Origin of the sequence: Rhizobium sp. 11_C7_N12_5, assembly GCF_051811145.1 — a bacterium.
Classification (GTDB): domain Bacteria; phylum Pseudomonadota; class Alphaproteobacteria; order Rhizobiales; family Rhizobiaceae; genus Rhizobium; species Rhizobium lusitanum.
The window spans coordinates 870,185-892,834 of the sequence record NZ_JBPWPY010000001.1; the positions used below are offsets into that span (position 1 = coordinate 870,185).

26 protein-coding genes and 1 pseudogene are annotated in these 22,650 nt (G+C 59.8%); 18 read left to right on the plus strand and 9 right to left on the minus strand.

Features of this window, described 5'->3' with window-relative positions:
* Positions 1–35 precede the first annotated feature (35 nt).
* The 5 genes and pseudogenes from AB8B29_RS04210 to hemB form a co-directional block, all read right to left on the minus strand.
* A pseudogene (locus AB8B29_RS04210) lies at positions 36–137 on the minus strand (type II toxin-antitoxin system death-on-curing family toxin); the annotation flags it as partial.
* A gap of 25 nt (positions 138–162) precedes the next feature.
* On the minus strand, positions 163–1,044 hold the full coding sequence (locus AB8B29_RS04215; protein WP_047639195.1) for a DMT family transporter: 882 nt from the start codon (positions 1,042–1,044) through the stop codon (positions 163–165).
* On the minus strand, positions 1,045–1,824 hold the full coding sequence (locus AB8B29_RS04220) for an arginyltransferase (RefSeq protein ID WP_047639196.1): 780 nt from the start codon (positions 1,822–1,824) through the stop codon (positions 1,045–1,047). It lies immediately after the preceding gene.
* 183 nt (positions 1,825–2,007) lie between these two features.
* Complete coding sequence (locus tag AB8B29_RS04225) at positions 2,008–2,466, minus strand: RDD family protein (RefSeq protein ID WP_037194080.1); 459 nt, start codon at positions 2,464–2,466, stop codon at positions 2,008–2,010.
* A gap of 191 nt (positions 2,467–2,657) precedes the next feature.
* Positions 2,658–3,671 carry a porphobilinogen synthase gene (gene hemB / locus AB8B29_RS04230; protein WP_047639197.1) on the minus strand — a complete coding sequence of 338 codons (1,014 nt, stop codon included), beginning with the start codon at positions 3,669–3,671 and terminating at the stop codon, positions 2,658–2,660.
* A gap of 145 nt (positions 3,672–3,816) precedes the next feature.
* Here hemB and AB8B29_RS04235 point away from each other — a divergent pair, with 145 nt between their 5' ends.
* The 7 genes from AB8B29_RS04235 (at position 3,817) to AB8B29_RS04265 (ending at position 10,416) form a co-directional block, all read left to right on the plus strand.
* A complete protein-coding gene (locus AB8B29_RS04235) occupies positions 3,817–4,257 on the plus strand; it encodes a DUF6163 family protein (RefSeq protein ID WP_037194086.1) in 441 nt (146 codons plus the stop codon).
* A gap of 133 nt (positions 4,258–4,390) precedes the next feature.
* Entirely contained in the window at positions 4,391–4,906 is a 516-nt protein-coding gene (gene ldtR, locus AB8B29_RS04240) for a transcriptional regulator LdtR (protein ID WP_037194421.1), read from the plus strand.
* A gap of 505 nt (positions 4,907–5,411) precedes the next feature.
* Positions 5,412–6,725, plus strand: coding sequence for a L,D-transpeptidase family protein (locus AB8B29_RS04245; protein ID WP_047552963.1), 1,314 nt, complete (start codon positions 5,412–5,414; stop codon positions 6,723–6,725).
* 174 nt (positions 6,726–6,899) lie between these two features.
* Entirely contained in the window at positions 6,900–8,198 is a 1,299-nt protein-coding gene (gene glyA / locus AB8B29_RS04250) for a serine hydroxymethyltransferase (RefSeq protein ID WP_037194091.1), read from the plus strand.
* A 9-nt stretch (positions 8,199–8,207) separates the two neighbouring features.
* Complete coding sequence (gene nrdR, locus AB8B29_RS04255) at positions 8,208–8,684, plus strand: transcriptional regulator NrdR (RefSeq protein WP_034487306.1); 477 nt, start codon at positions 8,208–8,210, stop codon at positions 8,682–8,684.
* A gap of 2 nt (positions 8,685–8,686) precedes the next feature.
* Positions 8,687–9,796: a bifunctional diaminohydroxyphosphoribosylaminopyrimidine deaminase/5-amino-6-(5-phosphoribosylamino)uracil reductase RibD gene (gene ribD, locus AB8B29_RS04260; protein ID WP_047639198.1), complete on the plus strand. Its 1,110-nt coding sequence runs from the start codon at positions 8,687–8,689 to the stop codon at positions 9,794–9,796.
* The gene (locus AB8B29_RS04265) at positions 9,796–10,416 is read left to right on the plus strand and encodes a riboflavin synthase (protein ID WP_037194097.1); all 621 of its coding nucleotides are present in this window, start codon (positions 9,796–9,798) and stop codon (positions 10,414–10,416) included. Before ribD ends, AB8B29_RS04265 begins: the two co-directional genes overlap by 1 nt.
* A 94-nt stretch (positions 10,417–10,510) precedes the next feature.
* On the opposite strand, the gene AB8B29_RS04270 is transcribed toward AB8B29_RS04265, so the two are convergent.
* Genes AB8B29_RS04270 through AB8B29_RS04280 form a run of 3 tightly spaced genes read right to left on the minus strand, consistent with a single transcriptional unit; the run spans position 10,511 to position 12,113 of the window.
* Positions 10,511–10,999 carry a GNAT family N-acetyltransferase gene (locus tag AB8B29_RS04270; RefSeq protein ID WP_037194099.1) on the minus strand — a complete coding sequence of 163 codons (489 nt, stop codon included), beginning with the start codon at positions 10,997–10,999 and terminating at the stop codon, positions 10,511–10,513.
* Between the two features lie 38 nt (positions 11,000–11,037).
* A complete protein-coding gene (locus tag AB8B29_RS04275; RefSeq protein ID WP_037194103.1) occupies positions 11,038–11,556 on the minus strand; it encodes a GNAT family N-acetyltransferase in 519 nt (172 codons plus the stop codon).
* A gap of 47 nt (positions 11,557–11,603) precedes the next feature.
* Positions 11,604–12,113 carry a cupin domain-containing protein gene (locus AB8B29_RS04280; protein ID WP_037194105.1) on the minus strand — a complete coding sequence of 170 codons (510 nt, stop codon included), beginning with the start codon at positions 12,111–12,113 and terminating at the stop codon, positions 11,604–11,606.
* Between the two features lie 199 nt (positions 12,114–12,312).
* Here AB8B29_RS04280 and AB8B29_RS04285 point away from each other — a divergent pair, with 199 nt between their 5' ends.
* The 3 genes from AB8B29_RS04285 (at position 12,313) to AB8B29_RS04295 (ending at position 15,642) form a co-directional block, all read left to right on the plus strand.
* A complete protein-coding gene (locus tag AB8B29_RS04285; RefSeq protein ID WP_037194107.1) occupies positions 12,313–12,768 on the plus strand; it encodes a 6,7-dimethyl-8-ribityllumazine synthase in 456 nt (151 codons plus the stop codon).
* 4 nt (positions 12,769–12,772) lie between these two features.
* A complete protein-coding gene (gene nusB, locus AB8B29_RS04290; RefSeq protein WP_004122322.1) occupies positions 12,773–13,255 on the plus strand; it encodes a transcription antitermination factor NusB in 483 nt (160 codons plus the stop codon).
* Between the two features lie 248 nt (positions 13,256–13,503).
* Positions 13,504–15,642 (plus strand): sodium-translocating pyrophosphatase, encoded by a 2,139-nt coding sequence (locus AB8B29_RS04295; RefSeq protein WP_037194111.1) that lies wholly within the window; start codon positions 13,504–13,506, stop codon positions 15,640–15,642.
* A gap of 192 nt (positions 15,643–15,834) precedes the next feature.
* Here AB8B29_RS04295 and AB8B29_RS04300 read toward each other — a convergent pair whose 3' ends face one another.
* Positions 15,835–16,344, minus strand: a complete 510-nt coding sequence (locus tag AB8B29_RS04300) for an outer membrane protein assembly factor BamE (protein WP_037194113.1) — start codon at positions 16,342–16,344, stop codon at positions 15,835–15,837.
* 95 nt (positions 16,345–16,439) lie between these two features.
* Between AB8B29_RS04300 and AB8B29_RS04305 the strand changes: the two genes are divergently transcribed.
* The 8 genes from AB8B29_RS04305 to AB8B29_RS04340 all read left to right on the plus strand — a co-directional run bounded on the left by AB8B29_RS04305 (position 16,440) and on the right by AB8B29_RS04340 (position 22,586).
* Positions 16,440–16,685 carry a hypothetical protein gene (locus tag AB8B29_RS04305; RefSeq protein ID WP_156143630.1) on the plus strand — a complete coding sequence of 82 codons (246 nt, stop codon included), beginning with the start codon at positions 16,440–16,442 and terminating at the stop codon, positions 16,683–16,685.
* Positions 16,624–17,178: a ubiquinol-cytochrome C chaperone family protein gene (locus AB8B29_RS04310; protein ID WP_112441764.1), complete on the plus strand. Its 555-nt coding sequence runs from the start codon at positions 16,624–16,626 to the stop codon at positions 17,176–17,178. Before AB8B29_RS04305 ends, AB8B29_RS04310 begins: the two co-directional genes overlap by 62 nt.
* 10 nt (positions 17,179–17,188) lie before the next feature.
* Positions 17,189–17,746, plus strand: coding sequence for a YceD family protein (locus tag AB8B29_RS04315; protein ID WP_112441766.1), 558 nt, complete (start codon positions 17,189–17,191; stop codon positions 17,744–17,746).
* Positions 17,747–17,848: 102 nt separating this feature from the next.
* Positions 17,849–18,895, plus strand: a complete 1,047-nt coding sequence (gene plsX / locus AB8B29_RS04320; RefSeq protein WP_034507627.1) for a phosphate acyltransferase PlsX — start codon at positions 17,849–17,851, stop codon at positions 18,893–18,895.
* 19 nt (positions 18,896–18,914) lie between these two features.
* Entirely contained in the window at positions 18,915–19,886 is a 972-nt protein-coding gene (locus AB8B29_RS04325) for a beta-ketoacyl-ACP synthase III (RefSeq protein WP_047552977.1), read from the plus strand.
* 107 nt (positions 19,887–19,993) lie between these two features.
* Positions 19,994–20,332, plus strand: a complete 339-nt coding sequence (locus AB8B29_RS04330; protein ID WP_034507623.1) for an integration host factor subunit alpha — start codon at positions 19,994–19,996, stop codon at positions 20,330–20,332.
* Between the two features lie 228 nt (positions 20,333–20,560).
* Positions 20,561–21,109, plus strand: a complete 549-nt coding sequence (locus AB8B29_RS04335) for a MerR family transcriptional regulator (RefSeq protein ID WP_037194122.1) — start codon at positions 20,561–20,563, stop codon at positions 21,107–21,109.
* A gap of 370 nt (positions 21,110–21,479) precedes the next feature.
* Positions 21,480–22,586 (plus strand): porin, encoded by a 1,107-nt coding sequence (locus AB8B29_RS04340; RefSeq protein WP_037194124.1) that lies wholly within the window; start codon positions 21,480–21,482, stop codon positions 22,584–22,586.
* Positions 22,587–22,650 lie beyond the last annotated feature (64 nt).

Sequence of the window (22,650 nt, forward strand, 5' to 3'; positions counted from 1 at the left end):
GAGCCCTAGCGAAGGGCCGGGTGGTGCGTCAGGGATCAATCGGTATAGGGGATGCAGACGTCACGTAGGAAACGCGTCGCGCCTTCTTCATCAATCTCTCCGGCGGCCACCGCAACGACGAAACTGTAGAGGTGGGCAGCGGGGGATATCAACCTGAGCGCATCATCCGGCGATCGCCGCTCGGGTCCTGACCCGCGCCTGCCAAAGCGAATGGGCGCCGAGCGCGAGGATCAGTATGGCCCCGCCGGCCAGAGCCATGTTGGTCGGCGCTTCGGCAAAGATCAGCCAGACCCAGATCGGCGCCAGGATCGTTTCCAGCAGATAGAACATCGCTACTTCCGGCGCTGAAAGAAAGCGCGTGCCTGTCGCAAGGCACCAGAAGGAGAGGGGCATCAGCACTGCGCCGTCGAGAAGAATCCAGCCGGGTTGGTCGATGGAAAAGCCTGAGGGAACGAGATGATAAAGCCCGGCTGCGGCCGGAATGACAGCCGATAGCAGCGATGCGAAGCCCATATCGCGCCGCGAGGCGCGGCCGATGGTAATGGCGCAGGCGATGGAGAAAGACGCCAGCACGGAAAGCGCATCGCCCAGCAGATGACCGCCCTCCATGCCGTCTCCGACGATCAGGCCGACGCCCAGGAGCATGACGGCCATGGTGACGAAAGTCGAAAGGGCCGGGCGCTCCTTGAGGAAGATCCACGAAAGAAGCGCCGTGAACATCGGATTGAGCGCGATGATGAACACGACATTCGCCGCCGTCGTGTAATAGACGGCGAGAAGAAAGGTGATGGTCGTCAGGCCGTAGAAGAGGCCGACGGGAAGCCCGAGCCAGCCCGGCAGCACACTTCGCAACGAGCCGGTAACGCGTCGGATGATCACAAGGACGGTCAGTGCCACGACGATCGTCGCCAGGCTGCGTGCTGACAGCACCGACCACACGTCACCACTGGAAAGGCGGATCAACGGTATGTCCATCGACAAGGCCAAACCGCCGAACGTGGTCAGCAACAGGCCCTTCCTGTGATCGGAGAGATTGGAGAACATTCAGCGGATGCTGCCGTCGTCGGCGTTCGTGGCAGGATCGAAACGCTCCCAGCCGCGCGGCGTCAGATGTTCCTGCGGTTGGAAACGTGTCTTGTAGTCCATCTTGCGGGAGCCCTTGACCCAATAGCCGAGATAGACATGCGGCAGCCCGAGCGCCTTCGCCCGCTTGATATGATCGAGGATCATGAAGGTCCCGAGCGACCGCTGGTCGTGATCGGGATTGAAGTAGGAATAGACCATCGACAGCCCGTCGCTCATCACGTCGGTCAACGCCGCCGCCAATAGCTCGCCTTTCGGGCGTTGCTCCAGGCCCGAGCCTTCTTCGCGCCGGCGATATTCGATGATGCGGGTGTTGACGTGCGTGTCCTCGACCATGATGGCATAGTCCAGCACGGTCATGTCCGACATGCCGCCCTGCTGATGGCGATAGTCGAGATAACGGCGGAAGAGGGAATATTGCTCGCTCGAGGGCTGTGCCGGAAATTCGGTGGCGATGACGTCGCTATTCGTGGACAGCACCCGCTTCATCGAGCGGCTGGCTTCGAATTCCTGGGCGAGAATGCGCACCGATATGCAGGCCCGGCAGGCTTCGCAGGCGGGGCGATAGGCGATGTTCTGGGAACGGCGGAAGCCGCCTTGGGTCAGAATATCGTTCATCTCGGCAGCGCGCGGGCCGACAAGGTGCGTGAAGACCTTGCGTTCCATCTCGTGCGGCAAATACGGACAGGCAGCGGGTGCCGTCAGGTAAAACTGCGGAGATGGCGTCGACTGCGTATTCATCTGCCGTTGATTGCCCCTTTTGCCGGCACCGGTTTTTTACAAGCATGGCCCAAGTTTAGAAAACGTCAACTACGTCCTTTGGTAAAGAACACAGTTTCCTAATTGACCATGCGTAAAAGCGTGTTTCTGCGGGCCAACAGGCTCCGCAGGGATCGAATCCTATGTTGCGGCTGGCGCCCCGTTTTATGCCGTACGGGCGATGACCGTGCCGAGCAACAGGTCGTGCACCAGGCGGCTGCGATCGGTGAAGAGGCCCGCCAGCAGAATAAGCGGCGTCAGGACGGAATTGAGTATCCAGAACAGCGCCAGATGGACGATCGCGGTCAGGAAATCCATCCGCCGGCCATCGACGCGCACCATCGTCAGGCCCATCGCGCGCATGCCGAGTGAAGCCTGATAAGGCCCACCAAGCGTCCAGCCGAAATAGAGGCCGGCAACGATGATGAAGAGCGCCGGATAAAGGAAGAAACCGAGCCCAAACGTCAGGATCGACACGAAGAACAGCACCACGGCCGCCGGGATGCAGAGCAGAGCGACGATGACATAGTCGACGATGAAGGCGAAGATGCGCCGGCTCAGCACGCCACTATAGGCGCGCCAGTCGTCCGGTGCTGCATAAAGCGGGCTAGGGTTCAGGCTCATCACTTTTCCTCCTTCGCGCATAACTCCTTCGATCGTCCAGATTTAAGGAAAGGCTTATGCGCAGATTAAAGAATCTACCGCGACCTTTGCGCGTCCGCCAGGACGCGCGGCGCAGTAGAGAAACATTTGCCGAACATATGGTATGAGGTCCGGCAAATACAATAAGCATGCGGCAGGCGTATGGCTGGAAACTATTTCTTTGCCAGGTGCCTCGCCACATCCATTGCGAAATAGGTGAGGATGCCGTCGCAGCCCGCACGCTTGAAGGCGAGGAGGGTTTCCAGCATCACCTTGTCGCCGTCGATCCAGCCGTTGGCGGCGGCCGCCTTGATCATCGCGTATTCGCCGGAGACCTGATAGGCGAAGGTCGGAAGGCCGAATGCCTCCTTCAGCCGCCAACAGATGTCGAGATAGGGCAGGCCCGGCTTGACCATCAGCATGTCGGCGCCTTCCTCGACGTCGAGTGCCGCGTCCCGCACGGCTTCGGTGCCGTTTGCCGGGTCGATATAATAGGTCTTCTTGTCGCCCTTCAGCAGGCCGCCAGTCGAGATCGCCTCGCGGTAGGGGCCGTAGAAGGCCGAGGTGAACTTTGTTGCATAGCTCATGATGCCGACGCTCTGATGGCCGGCGGCGTCAAGAGCCTGGCGGATCGCGCCGATGCGCCCGTCCATCATCTCCGAAGGCGCGATGATGTCGGCGCCGGCATCCGCCTGATAGACGGCCGCGCGCGCGACCTGCTCGACCGTCTCGTCGTTGACGATCTCGTTGCCGCGCAGGATGCCGTCATGGCCATGGCTTGTGAAGGGGTCGAGGGCGACATCGGTGATGACGCCGATGTTCGGCACCGCCTTCTTGATCGCCGCGCTGGCAAGATTGATGAGATTGTTCTTCTCGAGGCTGTTCGAGCCTGTTTCGTCGCGCAGTTCCATCTCGATGTTCGGGAAGGTGGCGAGCGCTGGAATGCCGAGATCGGCCGCCTCCTTTGCCGCCTCCACCGCCTTGTCCACACTCATGCGATTGACGCCTGGCATGGCGGGGATCGGCTCCACGATGCCGGTGCCGGGGATGAGAAAGATCGGCCAGATCAGATCGTCGACGGCGAGCCTGTTTTCCTGCACCAGGCGGCGGGTCCAGTCGGCCTTGCGGTTGCGCCGCATGCGCCGATGCCCGGTAATCTCATCAACGAGGTGCGTCTTGTTCTCCATGGTGCCGCCGTCCTTCTTCGTCTATCTATGGCCTTATTGTATAGGCAGCGTACCTATCACGCTGTCCCCAGGATTCAAAACCCGGCGAAAGGCCGCAGCCAAGATCGCTCTGGCGAGGCGAGTGCCTCCTACGTATTGTTCGCGCATGGAACCTGATTCTTCGACCGTACCCAAGAATTCGCTGACGGACATTCTGTTCGTGCTGTTCCTGCGGCTGATTGCGATCGCGTGCTTCTGGCTCGGCCTGCAATATTGGGCGATGCTGGTCGGCTATTCGCTTGGTGGCCATGCGCGCTTCGATCTGCTCGATCTGCCGTGGAAGGTCGCCAGCGCCGGGCTTGCCGTCGTCTTCCCCGTTGCGGCACTCGGATTGTGGCTGACGGTATCCTGGGGTCCGGTCATCTGGGTGCTGGCCGCGGGCGGCCAGGGATTGATGTATGGCGTCTGGCCGGAGATATTCGGATCCAATCCGCTGATCATGATCTTGCATGCCTGCGTGGCCGTGCTTTATTGCCTGTTCCGCATCCTTTTGTGGCAGGAGAAGCGGCGTCGCCGGCAGCAGCAGGTAATGGTTGATTTACCTTGAGACACCAAGACTTCGCGGTAAGATGCTGTTAAGCCTGCAGTTTAAGTAGAATTTTATGTGTATTCGATAGGGTCTCACTCAAGGCGGGAAGAAAACGACACCGCCAAACAAAACAGAGTGAGGCCAAGTCATGATGAACACGAAAATCAAGCCGCAGGCAGTTTCGAATGCTCGGGATCAGCAGGTTGATGACATCCGGGGCCTGTACATGGAATCCCTTCACCTGGTGGAGCGCCTTCACCGTCGTCTCCTCGATGTGATCAAGGACGAGTTCGACCGCCAGGGTCGCGACGACGTCAATGCCGTCCAGGCGCTGCTCCTCTTCAACATCGGCAATTCCGAACTGACGGCCGGCGAACTGCGCTCCCGCGGTTTCTACCTCGGCTCCAACGTTTCCTACAACGTCAAGAAGCTGGTCGATCTCGGCTTCATCAACCATCAGCGCTCGCGCATCGACCGTCGCTCGGTCCGCATCAGCCTGACGGAAACGGGCCAGGACATCGCCGAAACCGTTGCGAAGCTCTATGAGCGCCATATCGGCTCGATCGACAAGGTCGGCGGCATCGGCACCGACGAATTCACCCAGATGAACAAGCTCCTGCAGCGCCTCGACCGCTTCTGGAACGACTCGATCATGTACCGCCTGTAAGTAACGGCGACGGATCAACCGTAAGACCCTTCCAGTAAAACAAGCCGGACACGTTCCCTGCGTGTCCAGCTTGAACGCGTCGTAGGCCCCTAATTGTGCGCTTTTTGCCACGACCGCTCTTCAGCTTCTGTTACATGTGCCGTGCAAAGCGGTTGTACCATTGACGGCAGGTCAGGACAGGTTATGAACCGCGGATAACTGTGGTATTTTAGCAATTGCAATATGACTCTTCTGTCGCGGCAGCACGGCAAGGCAAGTTTCATGCCGGGCGACACGAATTGGCCATATTGCTATGACAGCGGAAACCGACGGCAAGCGGCGTTCTCAAATCTCGATCTTCCTGTGCCTTCGCTTCGCAATATTGTGATAGTTCGTGGCGAAGTTTTTGATGGTGCTTTACGGGAACGGATCGATACTGAGCTGCGTTACTTGGCGCAAGCCGCGCTATTTACTGCTTCCTCTCTAGGCTGCGCATAATTGGATCGCAGCGCTGAACGGTTGGGATATGTCGAAGAAAAACGGAATTGAACCCTTTTCGCGCCGCTCTTTCCTGCGGTCGGCCGTAACTTTTGGCGCTGCCGCATTGGCTGCGCCGGCCCTTGCGCAAAACGCGACTCCGCTGGAGGCGCTGATCAACGACCGTTCTCGCGGCAATTGGGACGACCAGTTCGACGCCAAGGCTGCGGCACGCACGGCAGCCGCCGTCCAGTCGAACACGCCAATCCTCGGCCCTGATTCCGTACCGAACATCCAGCAGGCGATTGCCCGGTATCAGAGCATCGTTGCCAATGGCGGCTGGCCGCAGATCAATCCGACGAGCCAGCAGTCCATGCAGCTCGGCGTCACCGATCCCGCCGTGCAGTCGCTGCGCCAGCATCTGATGGTCACGGGAGACTTGCCGCGCGAGGCGGGTATTTCCTCATCCTTCGATTCCTACGTCGACGGCGCCGTCAAGCGTTTCCAGGCCCGCCACGGTCTTCCGCCGGATGGCGTCCTCGGCGATTTCACGCTGAAGGCGATGAACATCTCGGCCAATGTCCGCCTGCAGCAGCTGAATACCAACCTCGTTCGCCTCCAGACGTTCCCGTCCGATCTCGGTCGCCGTCATGTCATGGTCAACATCCCGGCAACCCGTGTCGAAGCCGTGCAGGATGGCCAGGTGGCGCTGCGTCACGAAGCCATCGTCGGCCGGGAATCGCGCCCGACGCACATCATCAATTCAAAGATCTACGAGGTCATCCTCAACCCCTATTGGACGGCGCCGCGCTCCATCATCATCAAGGACATCATGCCGCTGATGCGGAAGGATCCGACCTACCTGACGAGGAGCAATATCCGCCTTCTCGACGGCAAGGGCCAGGAAGTTGCGCCTGAGACGATCGACTGGAATTCGGACAAGGCTCCGGACCTGATGTTCCGTCAGGACCCGGGCAAGACCAACGCCATGGCGTCCACGAAGATCAACTTCCATAACCCCAACAACGAATATATGCACGACACGCCGGAGCAGGGCCTGTTCAACAAGCTGATGCGTTTCGATAGCTCGGGCTGTGTGCGCGTTCAGAACGTGCGCGACCTGGCGACCTGGCTGCTGACCGAAACGCCCGGCTGGCCGCGCCAGCACATCGAGCAGGTCATCTCCACCCGCGTCAACACGCCGATTACGCTTGCGACGGAAGTGCCGGTTTATTTCGTCTATATCTCCGCGTGGAGCGCTGCCGACGGTATCGTCCAGTTCCGCGACGATATCTATAATCTCGACGGCAATTCCGAGCTCGCGCTCGAAACGACCCAGGGCATGGAGCAGCCGGTTCAATAATCGGCTTCCAACCGCAATTGAGATCGAAGCCGCGTCCCTGGATGCGGCTTTTTCATTGGCTGGCACCCCTCAGCGTAGAATGCCCAGCAAATGTCGCTGATCGTATTGCCCTCGCGCGACCCTGACGCTAATACCAATTGCATTGCCGTTCCGGCCCGTTCAGGAGCTTTCACGATGACCAATCCGTTCACCGAACCTTTCTTCAATCGCTCGCTTGCCGATACCGATCCGGAAATCTTTGGCGCGATCGGCAAGGAATTGGGTCGCCAGCGGCATGAGATCGAACTGATCGCCTCGGAAAACATCGTTTCCCGCGCCGTGCTGGAAGCGCAGGGCTCGATCATGACGAACAAATATGCCGAAGGCTATCCGGGCAAGCGCTATTATGGCGGCTGCCAGTTCGTCGATATCGCCGAAGAGCTTGCCATCGAGCGCGCCAAGAAGCTGTTCGGCGTCAATTTCGCCAACGTCCAGCCGAATTCCGGCTCGCAGATGAACCAGGCCGTGTTCCTGGCGCTGCTGCAGCCCGGCGACACCTTCATGGGTCTCGATCTCAATTCGGGCGGTCATCTGACGCATGGTTCGCCGGTCAACATGTCCGGCAAGTGGTTCAACGTCGTTTCCTACGGCGTGCGCGAAGGCGATAACCTGCTCGACATGGAGGCGGTTCAACGCAAGGCCGAGGAAACCAGACCGAAGCTGATCATCGCCGGCGGCACCGCCTATTCCCGCATCTGGGACTGGAAGCGCTTCCGCGAGATCGCCGACAGCGTCGGCGCCTACCTGATGGTCGACATGGCCCATATCGCGGGCCTCGTCGCCGGTGGCCAACATCCGTCGCCATTCCCGCATTGCCACGTTGCGACGACCACGACCCACAAGTCGCTTCGCGGCCCGCGCGGCGGCATGATCCTCACCAATGACGAGGATCTGGCCAAGAAGTTCAATTCGGCAGTCTTCCCCGGCCTGCAGGGTGGCCCGCTGATGCATGTCATCGCCGCCAAGGCCGTGGCGCTCGGCGAAGCGCTGCAGCCGGAATTCCAGGATTATGCCGCGCAGATCGTCAAGAACGCCAAGGCGCTGGCCGAAACGCTGATCTCCGGCGGCGTCGACGTCGTCTCCGGCGGCACCGACAACCACTTGATGCTGGTCGACCTGCGCAAGAAGAATGCCACCGGCAAGCGCGCCGAGGCCGCTCTTGGCCGCGCCTACGTCACCTGCAACAAGAACGGCATTCCATTCGATCCGGAAAAGCCTTTCGTCACCTCCGGCGTCCGTCTCGGCACCCCGGCCGGCACGACGCGCGGTTTCAAGGAAGCCGAATTCCGCGAAATCGGCAATCTGATCATCGAAGTGCTCGATGGTCTCAAGGTCGCCAATTCCGATGAGGGCAATGCTGCCGTCGAGGCCGCTGTGCGCGAGAAGGTGGTCAAGCTCACGGACCGCTTCCCGATGTACGGCTATATGGGCTGAGGAGGGCGGATGCGCTGCCCCTATTGCGGTACGGAAGATACCCAGGTCAAGGATTCGCGCCCGGCGGAGGATAATACCTCCATCCGCCGGCGGCGGATCTGTCCCGATTGCGGCGGCCGTTTCACCACGTTCGAGCGCGTGCAGCTTCGCGAGCTGATGGTCATCAAGAAGACCGGCCGCAAGGTGCTCTTCGATCGCGACAAGCTGGTGCGATCCTTCGAGATCGCCCTGCGCAAGCGTCCGGTCGACCGTGACCGTATCGAACGCGCCGTTTCCGGCATCGTTCGCCGCCTCGAAAGCTCCGGTGAGACGGAAATCAGCTCGGAACAGATCGGCCTCCAGGTGCTGGAGGCGCTGAAGACCCTCGATGACGTCGCCTTCGTGCGCTATGCCTCGGTCTATCGCGATTTTTCGCATGCCGAGGATTTCGAGCATGTGATCAACGAGATCAACGCCAAGATCGCCCGCGATCCGCTGGATCCTTGACCATGACGCAGCGGTCCGAGGACGAGCGTTTCATGGCTGCGGCAATCCGCCTGTCGCGCACGCATCTCGGGCTGACCTCCACCAACCCATCCGTCGGCTGCCTTGTCGTCAAAGACGACGTGGTCATTGGCCGTGGCGTCACGGCCGTCGGTGGCCGCCCCCATGCGGAGCCCCAGGCTCTGGCCGAGGCGGGCGAGTTGGCGAGGGGCGCCACGGCCTATGTGACGCTCGAACCCTGCTCGCATTATGGCAAGACGCCGCCCTGCGCCGAGGCGCTGATCGCCTATGGCGTCGCGCGCGTCGTGATCAGCGTCACGGATCCTGATCAGCGCGTTTCCGGGCGCGGCATCAAGATGCTGCGCGACGCCGGCATTGAAGTCGATACAGGCATTCTGGAGGAAGAGGGCAGGCGGTCTCTGGCAGGATACCTCATGCGCCAGACGAGAAACAGGCCCTATGTAACTCTGAAGCTTGCTATTTCCGCCGATGGAATGATCGGCAGGACAGGCGAGGGGCAGGTGCGCATCACCGGCGATATCGCTCGCGCCCAGGTGCAGATGCTGCGTGCCGAAAGCGACGCCATTCTCGTCGGCATCGGCACGGCGATAGCGGACGATCCGGAATTGACCTGTCGGCTTCCCGGCCTTGAGGACCGCTCGCCGTTGCGCGTCGTCATCGATGAAGACCTTCAGCTTCCGCTCGGCAGCAAGTTGGTGAGGACGGCGCGGCAATATCCGGTCATCGCCGTTGCCGGCCATCCGCCACCCTTCGACGAGAATACCGACAGCGCCTTTTTAGGCCGCCGTGCCGCTCTCGATGCCGCCGGCGTCGAGGTGTTGCAGTCTAATTCGGGCGAGCCGGGAGAGTTGCTGGAAGCATTGGGCACGCGGGGGATTTCCTCCCTGCTGGTCGAGGGGGGGGCGAAGACTGCGCGACATTTCCTCGATGCTGATCTGGTCGACCGCATCCTGCTGTTCCAGGGGCCGGCCGATATCGGCGAAGGCGGTATTGAATCGCCTATCGTCAAATCCAATATCCCACCCAGTTTCATGCATATCAGCGAGAGCCAGTTCGGCGACGATCGCTGCGACGAATACGAAAGAGGTTTTTGATGTTTACCGGAATTGTCACCGATGTCGGCACGGTCGAATCCGTTTCTCCGCTCAAGGAAGGCATCAAGCTGCGCGTTGCTACCAAATACGATCCAACCACGATCGACATGGGCGCCTCGATTTCCCATGCCGGCGTCTGCCTCACGGTCACCGGATTGCCGCAGGAGGGCAGCAATGGACGCTGGTTCGAGGTAGAAGCCTGGGAGGAAGCCCTGCGGCTGACCACCATCGGCACCTGGGAAGCCGGAGCCAAGATCAATCTCGAGCGCTCGCTGAAGATCGGCGACGAACTCGGCGGCCACATCGTTTCCGGCCATGTCGACGGCAAGGCGGAAATTCTCTCCGTGACGGCGGAAGGCGATGCGACCCGCTATCGCCTGCGCGCGCCGGCGCATCTTGCCAAGTTCGTCGCGCCCAAGGGGTCTATTGCGCTCGACGGCACGTCGCTCACGGTCAACGCCGTCGACGGCACCGACTTCGACGTGCTGCTGATCCGCCACACCTTGGAAGTCACCACCTGGGGCGAGCGCAAAGCGGGGGATTTCGTCAATTTCGAAGTCGATACCATGGCGCGCTATGCCGCTCGGCTGGCTGAATTTCCGGTCGCTCGTGAAGGGTGAACGTCACGCAGTAGCGGAGTAGGGGTGCCCATGAATGCCCCTTCTCGGCGCGTTGCGAGCGCAAGCAGATTCAGTCGATCGACCTGCAAGGCGATCAGCCGTTTCGTGCAAGCGTCTTTTCCATGCGAAAGTTCGCCAGCGTCTGCCCACGCTTTTCCACCTGCTGCGCAGCCACCACGACAAAGCCGCGTCGCTCGAAGAAGGGGCGAGCAGTCAGGCTGGCTTCCGTGAAAATTCGCGGAAGCTCCTGATTGCGGGCAGCTGCTTCCACCGTTGTTAGCAGCAGGCTGGCAACACCCTTGCCCTGATGATCGGGGTGGACGAACATCATGTCGAGGCAACCGTCCGCCTTCAGATCGGCAAAGCCGATTGCCACCGAGCCGTTCATTACAAGCCAGGTCGGTCGGCTCGCGCGCCATTGCGCCCAGACGTCGATGTCATCGACTTTCGCCCATGCAGCGATTTGCGCCGGATTGTAGTCCTTCGACGCAACCTCGCGAACGGCTCGGAGGAAAATCTCGATCGTGGCTTGCGCATCGGCCGGCTCGTAGGCCTTAATCGAGAAGAGCTCCTGCGAAGCCATCTTCGTTACACTTTCTGGAGTGGCGATCGGTTTCGCATCTATCGCTCGAACATGGCGTTGAGCTTGTCCTTGTAGTTCACTTCGCCGATCCGGCGGAAGCCGACCTTTTCCGCGATGCGCAGGGACGGCGCATTTTCCAGGTCGACGATGCAAGTCATGCGCCGGCCTGCGAACTGTTTGTCCGCCCATGCAATCGCCGCGCTCACGGCTTCCGTGGCATAGCCCTTGCCCTGCATCGGCGGCGTGATGCTCCAGCCCGCTTCCAGCGTGCCTTCCGTCGTCGGGCTCATATCGCGATGCAGATCGAGAAAGCCGACCTCGCCGATGAGCCTGCCGCTTTCGCGCTCCTCTACGGCAAAGAAACCGAAGCCGAGATGATGCCACATGCCGGCATAGCGCAGCAGGCGCGCCCAGACCTGCTCGCGCGTGGGCGACTCACCGCCGATAAAGCGGACAAGGTCCTTTTGTTTCCAGATGGCTGTGAATTCGTCGAAATCGTCCAGCCTGTGGCCGCGGAGCAGAAGTCGTTCAGTCGTCAATGTCGGAATCATGGTCATGTAGTTATGATGTCTTTGCTATCAGGTATGTATTTCCGTGGGTGTGATCAGTCGTTCGATGCGCCGGGCTCGCCATCCCAGTAGTCCACGTCGACGCTGGCGGCGCGGCCGATGACCCGGAATGCCGCTTCGCCGCCCCGATAGGTTTTCGCCAGGAACTTGCCCGAGTCCGGATATTCGACGATTTCCGTCTGCGCCTTGGTCGAAATCGCGAGATAGATCAGCACCGCGGGGCCGGTATTGATCAATTGATGCGCAGTCTCCGGGCCGCCGGTCGGAGCGCCCAGCACATCGCCTTTGCTGACGAGGATGCGCTGATCGCCGAAGCGATAGTCGCCTTCGCCGTCGAGAATGACGAAGAGCTCCTCTTCGACATGATGATTGTGAAATGGACAGCCCGATTTGCCGGGGGGCACTTCGTTGTAGCTGATGCCGATGTCTTTCAGGCCGAGCAACGCACCGAAGGAGGTGTCGCTGCCGGCGAAGAAGCTCCCCTGTTGCCAATGATCCAACTGAAGTTCGCCGACATTGACGGCGGGTCTGGATTTTTTCGTCATGAGCCTCACCCTTCCCAGGTCCGGAATTATTATCGAAGCAGTTGGGTGCGCGGAAGCCACAATTTCCATGGCTGTTCCGATGGCCCCCAAATAGGGCGAGAATCGGCGGCGGCCATTGAAAAACACTTGCCAAGCGAGGCCCGCCGTGGTTTGACCCGGCCTAGCAAGGTGCCGCCCCCTCTCAATTCGCAGGTGATATATGTCCAGCTCTCCCAATGCCCATATCCTCATCGTCGAAGCCCGCTTCTACGACGATATGGCCGATGCCCTGCTAGACGGCGCCAAGACCGCGCTCGAAGAGGCTGGCGCGACCTATGATGTCGTCACCGTGCCGGGCGCGCTGGAAATTCCGGCTGCGATCGCCATGGCTCTCGACGGTGCGGACAATGATGGCACGCAATATGACGGCTATGTCGCTCTCGGCATGGTCATTCGCGGCGAAACCTATCATTTCGACATCGTTGCCAACGAATCCTCGCGCGCGCTGATGGATCTGGCCGTCAGTGAATCGCTTGCGATCGGCAATGGCATCCTGACCGTCGAGAATGACGATCAGGCCTGGGTGCGGGCGCGCCGCTCGGAAAAGGACAAGGGCGGCTTTGCCGCCCGCGCGGCGCTGACGATGATCGCGCTGAGACAAAAGTTGGGTGCATAAGTTCATGAGCAATCAGGATAACGAGCGACCGGCAAAGCCCGCGAACCAGCGGGGGGCAGCTCGCCTTGCTGCCGTTCAGGCGCTCTATCAGATGGATATCGGCGGAACCGGCGTGCTGGAGGTGGTGGCCGAATACGAGGCACACCGTCTCGGGCAGGAGCTGGATGGCGAGACCTACCTGAAGGCCGACGCATCCTGGTTTCGCTCCATCGTATCAGGCGTCGTGCGCGAACAGACCCGGCTCGATCCGCTGATCGGCTCCGCCCTTCAGGACGACTGGGCGCTGTCGCGTCTCGACAGCACCGTGCGCGCCATCCTGCGCGCCGGCACATTCGAGCTTCTCGACCGCAAGGACGTGCCGGTTCCGGTCATCGTCACCGAATATGTCGAGATCGCCCACGCCTTCTTCGAAGAGGACGAGCCGAAACTCGTCAACGCCGTGCTCGACCGAATCGCCAAGCAGGTTCGCGGCGAAGCCAAGAAATAGGCTTCCTTGGAGGCGCTGACCGCTGCGGTTTGCACTTTCGTTTCCTTCGTTCGCGCCTGATTTCAGTTACGGATATTCTTTTGAACCTCCAGCGGGTGTTTTACCCGCGGGCGGTCTTGACGCGACGTTTTCCCAACAGCAATCTCGCATTGCACATCTGTCGGTCGTCTTGGAGGAGGGCGGTCACGGTTGTCGCAGGCGGCCGGGCGAGGAGTGAACCGCCGGCTTTTTTGGAGGGAAAAAGCGAAATGTCAATTCTTTTAGGTGTTATAGCGTGCGGGCTGCTCTCGGTGGTTTACGCCATCTGGACGACCCGGTCGGTGCTTGCTGCCGATCAGGGCAATGCGCGCATGCAGGAGATTGCGGGTTATATTCGGGAAGGCGCCCAAGCCTATCTGGCGCGTCAATATAGAACCATCGCAATTGTCGGTGTCATTGTTTTCATTGCAGCCTGGCTTCTATTGTCTGCCGAAGCCGCTTTCGGTTTCCTGATCGGCGCGATTCTCTCGGGCGCTGCCGGCTTCATCGGCATGCACGTCTCCGTGCGCGCCAACGTCCGCACGGCTCAGGCCTCGTCGCATAGCCTGGCGGCCGGTCTCGATATCGCCTTCAAGTCGGGCGCTATCACCGGCATGCTGGTTGCCGGCCTCGCATTGCTCGGCGTCTCCATCTACTTCTATGTGCTGACCGATATTCTCGGTCATGAGCCGGGCTCGCGCGATGTCATCGACGCCCTGGTATCGCTCGGTTTCGGCGCGTCGCTGATTTCGATCTTCGCCCGTCTCGGCGGCGGCATCTTCACCAAGGGCGCAGATGTCGGCGGCGATCTCGTCGGCAAGGTGGAAGCGGGTATCCCCGAGGACGATCCGCGCAACCCCGCGACCATTGCTGACAACGTCGGCGACAATGTCGGCGATTGCGCCGGCATGGCGGCCGACCTGTTCGAAACCTATGCAGTCTCTGTGGTCGCCACTATGGTTCTTGCCGCGATCTTCTTCGCCGGCACGCCGATGCTTGACTCCGCCATGATCTATCCGTTGGCGATCTGCGGCACCTGCATCATTACCTCGATCATCGGCACCTTCTTCGTCAAGCTCGGCGTCAACGGTTCGATCATGGGCGCGCTCTACAAGGGGCTGATCGCCACGGGTCTCCTGTCGATCGTCGGCCTCGCAGTCGCCACGTCGCTGACCATCGGCTGGGGTTCGATCGGCACTGTCGCAGGTTTCGATATCACCGGAACGAAGCTGTTCCTCTGCGGCATCGTCGGGCTGATCGTCACGGCGCTGATCGTCGTCATCACCGAATACTACACCGGCACCAACAAGCGGCCGGTCAATTCCATTGCCCAGGCGTCCGTCACTGGCCATGGCACCAACGTCATCCAGGGCTTGGCCGTCTCGCTTGAATCTACGGCACTGCCGGCGCTCGTCATCGTCGGCGGCATTCTTGCCACCTATCAGCTCGGCGGCCTGTTCGGCACGGGTATCGCCGTGACGGCCATGCTTGGGCTTGCCGGCATGATCGTAGCGCTCGATGCCTTCGGCCCGGTGACCGACAATGCCGGCGGCATTGCCGAAATGTCGCATCTTCCGCCGGAAGTGCGCAAGTCGACCGATGCGCTGGACGCCGTCGGCAATACCACCAAGGCGGTGACGAAAGGCTATGCCATCGGTTCGGCCGGTCTCGGCGCGCTGGTGCTGTTTGCCGCCTATTCGAACGACTTGAAATATTTTGCCTCCCATGGCGATCAATTCCCCTATTTCGCCAATGTGGGCGCGATCTCCTTCGATCTCTCCAACCCTTACGTCGTTGCCGGGTTGCTGTTCGGCGGCATGATTCCCTATCTCTTCGGCGGCATCGCCATGACGGCCGTCGGCCGGGCTGCCGGTTCGATCGTGGAGGAAGTGCGCAGGCAGTTTCGCGAGAAACCAGGCATCATGCAGGGCACCGAACGCCCTGATTATGGCCGCGCCGTCGACCTTCTGACCAAGGCGGCCATTCGCGAGATGATCATTCCGTCGCTGCTGCCGGTGCTGGCACCGATCGTCGTCTATTTCGGCGTGCTTCTGATCTCCGGCTCCAAGGCTTCGGCCTTCGCCGCACTCGGCGCGTCGCTGCTCGGCGTCATCATCAATGGCCTGTTCGTCGCCATTTCCATGACGTCAGGCGGCGGTGCCTGGGACAATGCCAAGAAGAGCTTCGAGGATGGCTTCGTCGATAAGGACGGCACGCGTCATCTGAAGGGCTCGGAGGCGCATAAGGCGTCGGTGACGGGCGATACCGTCGGAGATCCCTATAAGGATACGGCCGGCCCGGCTGTCAATCCGGCGATCAAGATCACCAATATCGTTGCATTGCTGCTGCTGGCCGTCCTTGCGGGATAGAGCGTGATGCCGAAAAGTGTGGAGCGGTTTTAGGACGACATCATGCTCCACCTTTTTTGATTATGGAGCGGATTCGGATTTTAGGTCGGTTCGACCTAAAATCACCCGCTCTAGCCGAAAAAAACCGAACGCATAAAGAAAACCCGCGAGGCGCTATGCCTCGCGGGTTTTTCGTTGGAGCATCTTCCCGGCCTATTGGCCCGGATTGAGGTTGTTGAGGAAGTTCCTCGCGCCGTTCACGCCCTGGCCGCCGCCCTGCAGGATCTGCTGCAGGAAGGTGATATCGCGGCCGCCGGTCGGTGTCGTACGGCTGATCATGTCGAAGACCCTGCCGTCCTTCAGCGTATAGTTGGCTTCCTGCTTCACGATACCGTCCTTGTCGAAATAGATCGCCAGGATGTTCTGGTCGACCAGTTTCGGTTTCATGAAGGCGGCGGCGCGCGTGCGCTTCTGGGAGATGTAGTAGAATACCTCGCCGTCGAAGGTCGCTGTGGTTGAGGGCGTACCGAGCGACAGCAGCACCTGCTCGCGGCTCGAGCCGACGGGCGCAAGGGCGAGCGACTGCTGATCGAAGATGTAGCCGTTGTTCATGACCTCGCCGGTCTGGCAAGCCGTAAGTCCTACGGTCGCAATCACCAGGGCGATGGCGGCACTGCTGCTGAAAGTAATGTCAGACTTGAAATACCGTCTGGTCAACGACATCTCATCTCCCCTAATGAATCAATCCGATGGCCGAGCGGCCGGTATGATCTTGCTGCGCACATCATTGTGGCCTTTCCGCGATGGAAAAAGCTACAATGGTGTTGTTCGTCACTCTTCTTCACCGACATCCACAGGGTGATGAAGGTAAGGGCGGGAGCCTTGAAGCGGGCACAAACGGCATTGCAATTCGCGCCTGCTTCGGTAAACCAGCTTTGGCGTGGATGCAACAAGGCCAAGCAAAAACGGGGCGCTCTGAAGGAGCCAATTCCGGGAATTTTCATGATTTTTGGGCTATTCCGCAAAAGAAATCACAATCAGATCATCGTCGTCAGGCAATATGAGGTCCTGACATCGATGGCGCGAGAGCCGGTTTTCTATACCGGCTACAACGTGCCGGATACGGTGATGGGGCGCTTCGAATTGCTTTCGGTTGTCATGATCCTTTTTTTCCGGCGGACGCGATCGTCCGCGACCAGCGGCCAAGAGCTTGCACAGGAAATCGTCGATGCGTTTTTCGAGGATATCGACTATTCGATCCGCGAGCTTGGAATTGGTGACAACAGCGTGCCGAAGCGCATGAAGAAACTCGCCGGCATGTTTTACGGGCGGCTCGAAAGTTATGCGACGGCCATGGACGGCAATGATCGTGCTGCACTTGCCGCAGCACTTCGTCGCAACATCTATCCGAAGACGGACGAGGGAGCCTCGATGGCGGCGCTGGCCGACTGGATGATGGACGCCGAGGCGCATTTGGCCGCCGTGACGGAGGCCGATATCGCCACGGGCTCGGCGACGCTGCCGCAGCCAGGCAAGCTCGGCCAAAAGGTAGGTTAAGGGGCAAAAAATGAAAACACACAACTCCGATAAAACGCCGTTTTCCTATCCGGTGAAGGTTGGCCATATCTCCGCCAATCCGGTGGATGTGCATGTCGAGGCGGATGATCGCGAACTTGCGGGCTTGGCGGCGCTTTGGGATGTCCTTTCCGTGGAAAAGCTCGAAGCGGATCTGAAGATCTCGCGCTGGAAGCGCGACGGCGTGCGGATCAAGGGCAATGTAAGGGCAAAGCTCGTCCAGGCGTGCGTCGTCACGCTTGATCCGGTCGAATCTGACATCGACGAGAATTTCGAGCATATTTTCGTACCTGAGGATTCCAAGCTGGCGCGCGCGCCCTCGGTGGCTGCGGGTGAAATGGTGCTCGATCCCGATGGACCGGACCTTCCCGACACGTTCACAGGCGACACGATCGATGCCGGTGCGGTCGTTGCGGAGTTCGCGGCGCTTGCCATCGACCCTTATCCGCGCAAGCCCGATGTCGAGTTCGAAGGACACATCGAAGACGCCGGCGAAAATGACAGGAAACCTTCCCCATTCGCCGTTCTGAAAGACTGGAAAAAGGAATAGACTCCGATGGCAACTGAGCACAATTCAGTTGTAACCGAGGGAGAAAACGGTATTTTGACGCCAAATTCGCCAGGCCCGGCGGACAAAAAGGACTAGGGACGCGTGATCAGAATTTCTCTTGACCTAATGGGTGGCGACTTCGGCCCTGAGGTTGTTGTTCCCGGCGCGGCCAAGGCGCTGGATAGGCATCCCGACATCACTTTCCTCATGTATGGACAAAAGGATCGCTGCGAGGCGATCCTTGCCAAATATCCGAAGCTTCGGGAAAGATCTGCCTTTCACGAATGCGATGTTGCCATCAGCATGGACGAGAAGCCGAGCCAGGCGCTGCGCCGCGGCCGCTACGTGTCCAGCATGTGGCGTTCCATCGAAGCGGTGAAAGTGGGGGCCGCCGACGTCGTGGTGTCTGCCGGCAATACCGGGGCGTTGATGGCAATGGCGAAATTCTGCTTGCGCACCATGGCCAATATCGAACGTCCGGCGATCGCCGCAATCTGGCCGACGCTGCGCGGCGAAAGCATCGTGCTCGATGTCGGCGCCACCATTGGCGCGGACGCGCAGCAGCTGCTTGATTTTGCCCTGATGGGCGGTGCGATGGCACGCGCGCTTTTCGAGATCGAGCGCCCGACCGTCGGCCTGCTCAATGTAGGCGTCGAAGAAATCAAGGGGCAGGAGGAGGTCAAGGATGCTGGCCGCCTGATCCGGGAGGCCAATCTCGAATCGCTGGAATATTCCGGCTTCGTCGAGGGCGACGATATCGGCAAGGGTACGGTCGATGTCGTGGTCACGGAAGGCTTCTCCGGCAACATCGCCCTGAAGGCTGCGGAAGGTACGGCAAAGCAGATCGGTTCCTATTTGCGCTCGGCGATGACGCGCACGCTGCTGGCCCGCATCGGCTATATCTTCGCCAAGGGAGCTTTCGACCTGCTGCGCGAGAAGCTGGACCCCAGCAAGGTCAATGGCGGCGTTTTCCTCGGCCTCAACGGCATTGTCATCAAGAGCCACGGTGGCGCGAATGCGGAAGCCTTTGCAGCCGCCATCGATGTCGGCTACGACATGGCCAAGAACGGGCTTACGCAGAAAATCGAAAACGATTTGAAGAAGTATCATGCTAAACGGCTGCCCCCCATCGGGCCGGAAGCGGCATGAGCGACGGGGTATAAGCAGAATGATCCGTTCAGTTGTCCGCGGATTTGGGGCGGCGCTCCCCAAGCGTGTCATGACCAATGCAGAGATGGAACAGGTTGTCGACACCAACGACGACTGGATTGTCCAGCGCACTGGCATTCGCCAGCGCCACATTGCAGGCGAAGGCGAAACCACGGCTTCGTTGGGTGAGCAGGCGGCACGCGCCGCCCTCGCCAACGCCGGGCTGACGCCCGACGATCTCGATTTGATCATCGTCGCCACCTCGACGCCCGACAACACGTTTCCCGCCACAGCGGTGAATATCCAGAACCGGCTCGGCATGCATCATGGCTTCGCCTTCGACGTCCAGGCCGTCTGTACCGGGTTCGTCTATGCCGTGACGACCGCCGACGCCTACATTCGCGGCGGCCTTGCCAAGCGCGTGCTCGTCATCGGCGCCGAAACGTTCTCCCGCATCCTCGACTGGACCGACCGCACGACCTGCGTTCTCTTCGGTGACGGCGCCGGTGCGCTGATCCTCGAGGCAGGCGAAGGGAGCGGCACAAACCGTGACCGCGGCGTGCTGACGGCAAGCCTGCGTTCGGATGGTGCCCACAAGGACAAGCTCTATGTCGACGGCGGTCCCTCCTCGACGGGAACGGTCGGCGTGCTGCATATGGCGGGACGCGAGGTGTTCAAACACGCAGTCGGCATGATCACCGACGTTATCGAGGCTGCCTTTAAGGCTGCCGGCGCGACGGCTGACGACCTTGACTGGCTGGTGCCGCATCAGGCGAACAGGCGCATCATCGATGGGTCCGCCAAAAAGCTCGGAATTGCTCCCGAGAAGGTTGTGATCACCGTCGATCTCCATGGCAATACGTCGGCCGCTTCGATCCCGCTGGCCCTCGCGGTTGCTGCCGGCGACGGCCGAATCAAGAAGGGCGATCTGGTCATGCTGGAAGCCATGGGCGGCGGTTTCACCTGGGGCGCAGTGCTGCTGCGCTGGTAGGCCTCATCTCTAAAAGCCGATTCCGAACAAGAGCTTGACCGTTTGGCGCAAGGGCAATAGTCTCGTACGGCTTGAATAAGATTACCTATCAATATGGGCGGGGAGCTATGACGGGCAAGACAGTGACGCGCGCAGATCTGGCGGAGTCGGTATTCCGGAAAGTCGGTCTCTCCCGGACGGAGTCGGCGGAACTCGTCGAGACAGTTATCGATGAAATTTGCAACGCCATCGTGCGTGGAGAAACCGTAAAGCTCTCCTCATTCGCGACTTTTCAGGTGCGTGATAAGAATGAACGCGTCGGCCGAAATCCGAAGACCGGCGAGGAAGTTCCGATCTCTCCACGGCGCGTCATGACTTTCAAGGCATCCAACGTCCTGAAGACCCGCATCCTCAAGGCTCATGCGAGCCGCAAGGCGAAAGCCAGACCGGTAAATCCGGCCTCCTGATCCATTCACGCCATTTGTTTCCCATCGGCAGGGTGCCTGCGATGCGACGCTTTTTGGATGTATTTCTCTGGCTTTTTGCAGTTTGCTTGTGTAGCGGCCGAAGAGATGACTTGAATTTCTCCTGGCAAACCGTTGAAATATGGTGAGTCGCATCATGATAAGATGCGGCGCCAATATCAGGTCTTGCGTGATTTGGCGCGAATGGCGCCGTAGTCGCGCTGTGGGAGTATGATGATGGACAAGAGCCCGGATGCATTTCGCACGATCAGCGAAGTTGCCGAAGACCTTGACCTGCCGCAACATGTCCTACGGTTCTGGGAAACACGCTTTCTGCAAATCAAGCCGATGAAGCGTGGCGGCGGCAGGCGCTACTACCGGCCGGAGGATGTCGACCTCCTGAATGGCATCCGCCATCTGCTGTACGATCACGGCTATACGATCAAAGGCGTTCAGAAGCTTCTGAAAACCAACGGCAACAAGTTCGTTATCGCCGTGGGGCACGGGGATCTCGCCAGCGTCGAGGCACTTGCCGGGGCGGCGCAGGAGCCTGCTCCGGTCGAACCGCGTGTCGGTTCCACCAATCCGGAAGACGACCAGATTGTCGGGCGCGCCAAGGCGCCGATAAGCCGTCGTTTCTTTAATTTCGTCAGCGGGGAGGACGGCGTGCCGGATGTCTCGCTCGGCAAGTCCAGTGTCGGCAAGGAGGATCGGGCGTTGCTTCAGGAAACGCTCTATGACCTGCTGGAGTGTAAACGTCTGCTCGATCAGGTGCGATAGAGCGAAGTCCGGTCGGCGGCATCGCCAGCGTCGTTCGGTAGAGTGTCCAAGGGCATGCCTTGCGTTTTTCAACGGAAGTGCAACCGAAACATGTGTATGCTTGCGTTGCGCACCTTGGGGAAGGCATCGGGATGCTCGCCCATATAGTCAGCTACAGTGCGTGATATTTTTGTCACATTTGCTACCCTTTTGCGTTGTAAAAAATAGTTCGGCAGCCTTATTAACTTGTCCGACTTTGGCGGCGGGTTCAGTTTGAAACCGAAGCCTTGTGCTTCGCCCTGTAATAGGGGAACAGCCAGTCAGGCCATGGAGGGGTGTGATGTTATCTGCCTTGAGGTCCATCCCTGATGGATAGTCGAATGGAGACATCATGAACATCAAGAGCCTTCTTCTTGGCTCCGCCGCTGCCATCGCCGCAGCGAGCGCTGCCCACGCTGCTGACGCAATCGTTGCGGCCGAGCCCGAGCCGCTTGAATATGTCCGCATCTGCGATGCCTACGGCACCGGATATTTTTATATCCCCGGTACCGAAACCTGCCTGAAAGTCGGCGGCAAGGTCCGTACCGAAGGCGAGTGGTACGACGCCTACAATCCGAACAGCCGGGTCGGCACGATGTGGCATGAGCGTGTGGAACTCAATGTCGATACTGCGACCGACACCGAATACGGTCCGCTGAAGACCAACACCATCTTCCGTTGGGAGTGGAACGATGGAAATGCGACCAGCGCCAAGCTGCTGTTCGCCAATATCAGCCTCGGCGGCTTCACGGTTGGTAAGCTCGATTCGCAGTACAACCTATACGTTGGTTACGCTGGCGACGTCATCAACGACGACGTGATCTATGACGGCCCGTACGAACTGAACCAGTTGACCTACAACTACGATGCAGGCAACGGCTTCACGGCTGTGGTCTCGCTCGAAGACAGCTACTCCACCTCCGACGGCAGTGCATCTTATGGCGCTGGCTGGTGGACGGACGACAAGTCCAACCACTACGCTCCCGATGCCGTCGCCGGCTTCGGCTACAAGGTGGGTAACTGGGGCTTCAAGGTCGTCGGCGGTTATGATTCCATCGTCGAAGAAGGCGCCATCAAGGCGCGCATCGATGCCAAATTCGGCGCTGTGGAAGCCTTCCTGATGGGTGGCTGGAACACGGACGGCGACAAGCTGAACAAGTATGCCGGCACCAACCAGGACGTCTCCGCTTGCACGACGTCGAGCGGTGCGGTCAATGCGGCCAAGTGCGGCTGGGGTGACTGGGCAGTTTGGGGCGGCGTCGGCGTTCCGGTCAACGATAAGCTGAAATGGAACCTGCAGCTTGCCTATACCGAATCGAAGATCTTCGAAGCGACCACGAACCTCAAGTTCAACCCGGTCAAGGATTTCCTGATCGAGCCGGAATTGACCTACGTTCACTACGACTTCATCAACGACGATACCGTCGCCGGTATCCTCCGTTTCGAGCGGAATTTCTGATCGGAAATGAACCGGATGTCTCGGCCTTTCGAGTAAGGCCGCAGACGCAAGCGGATCTCAAGGC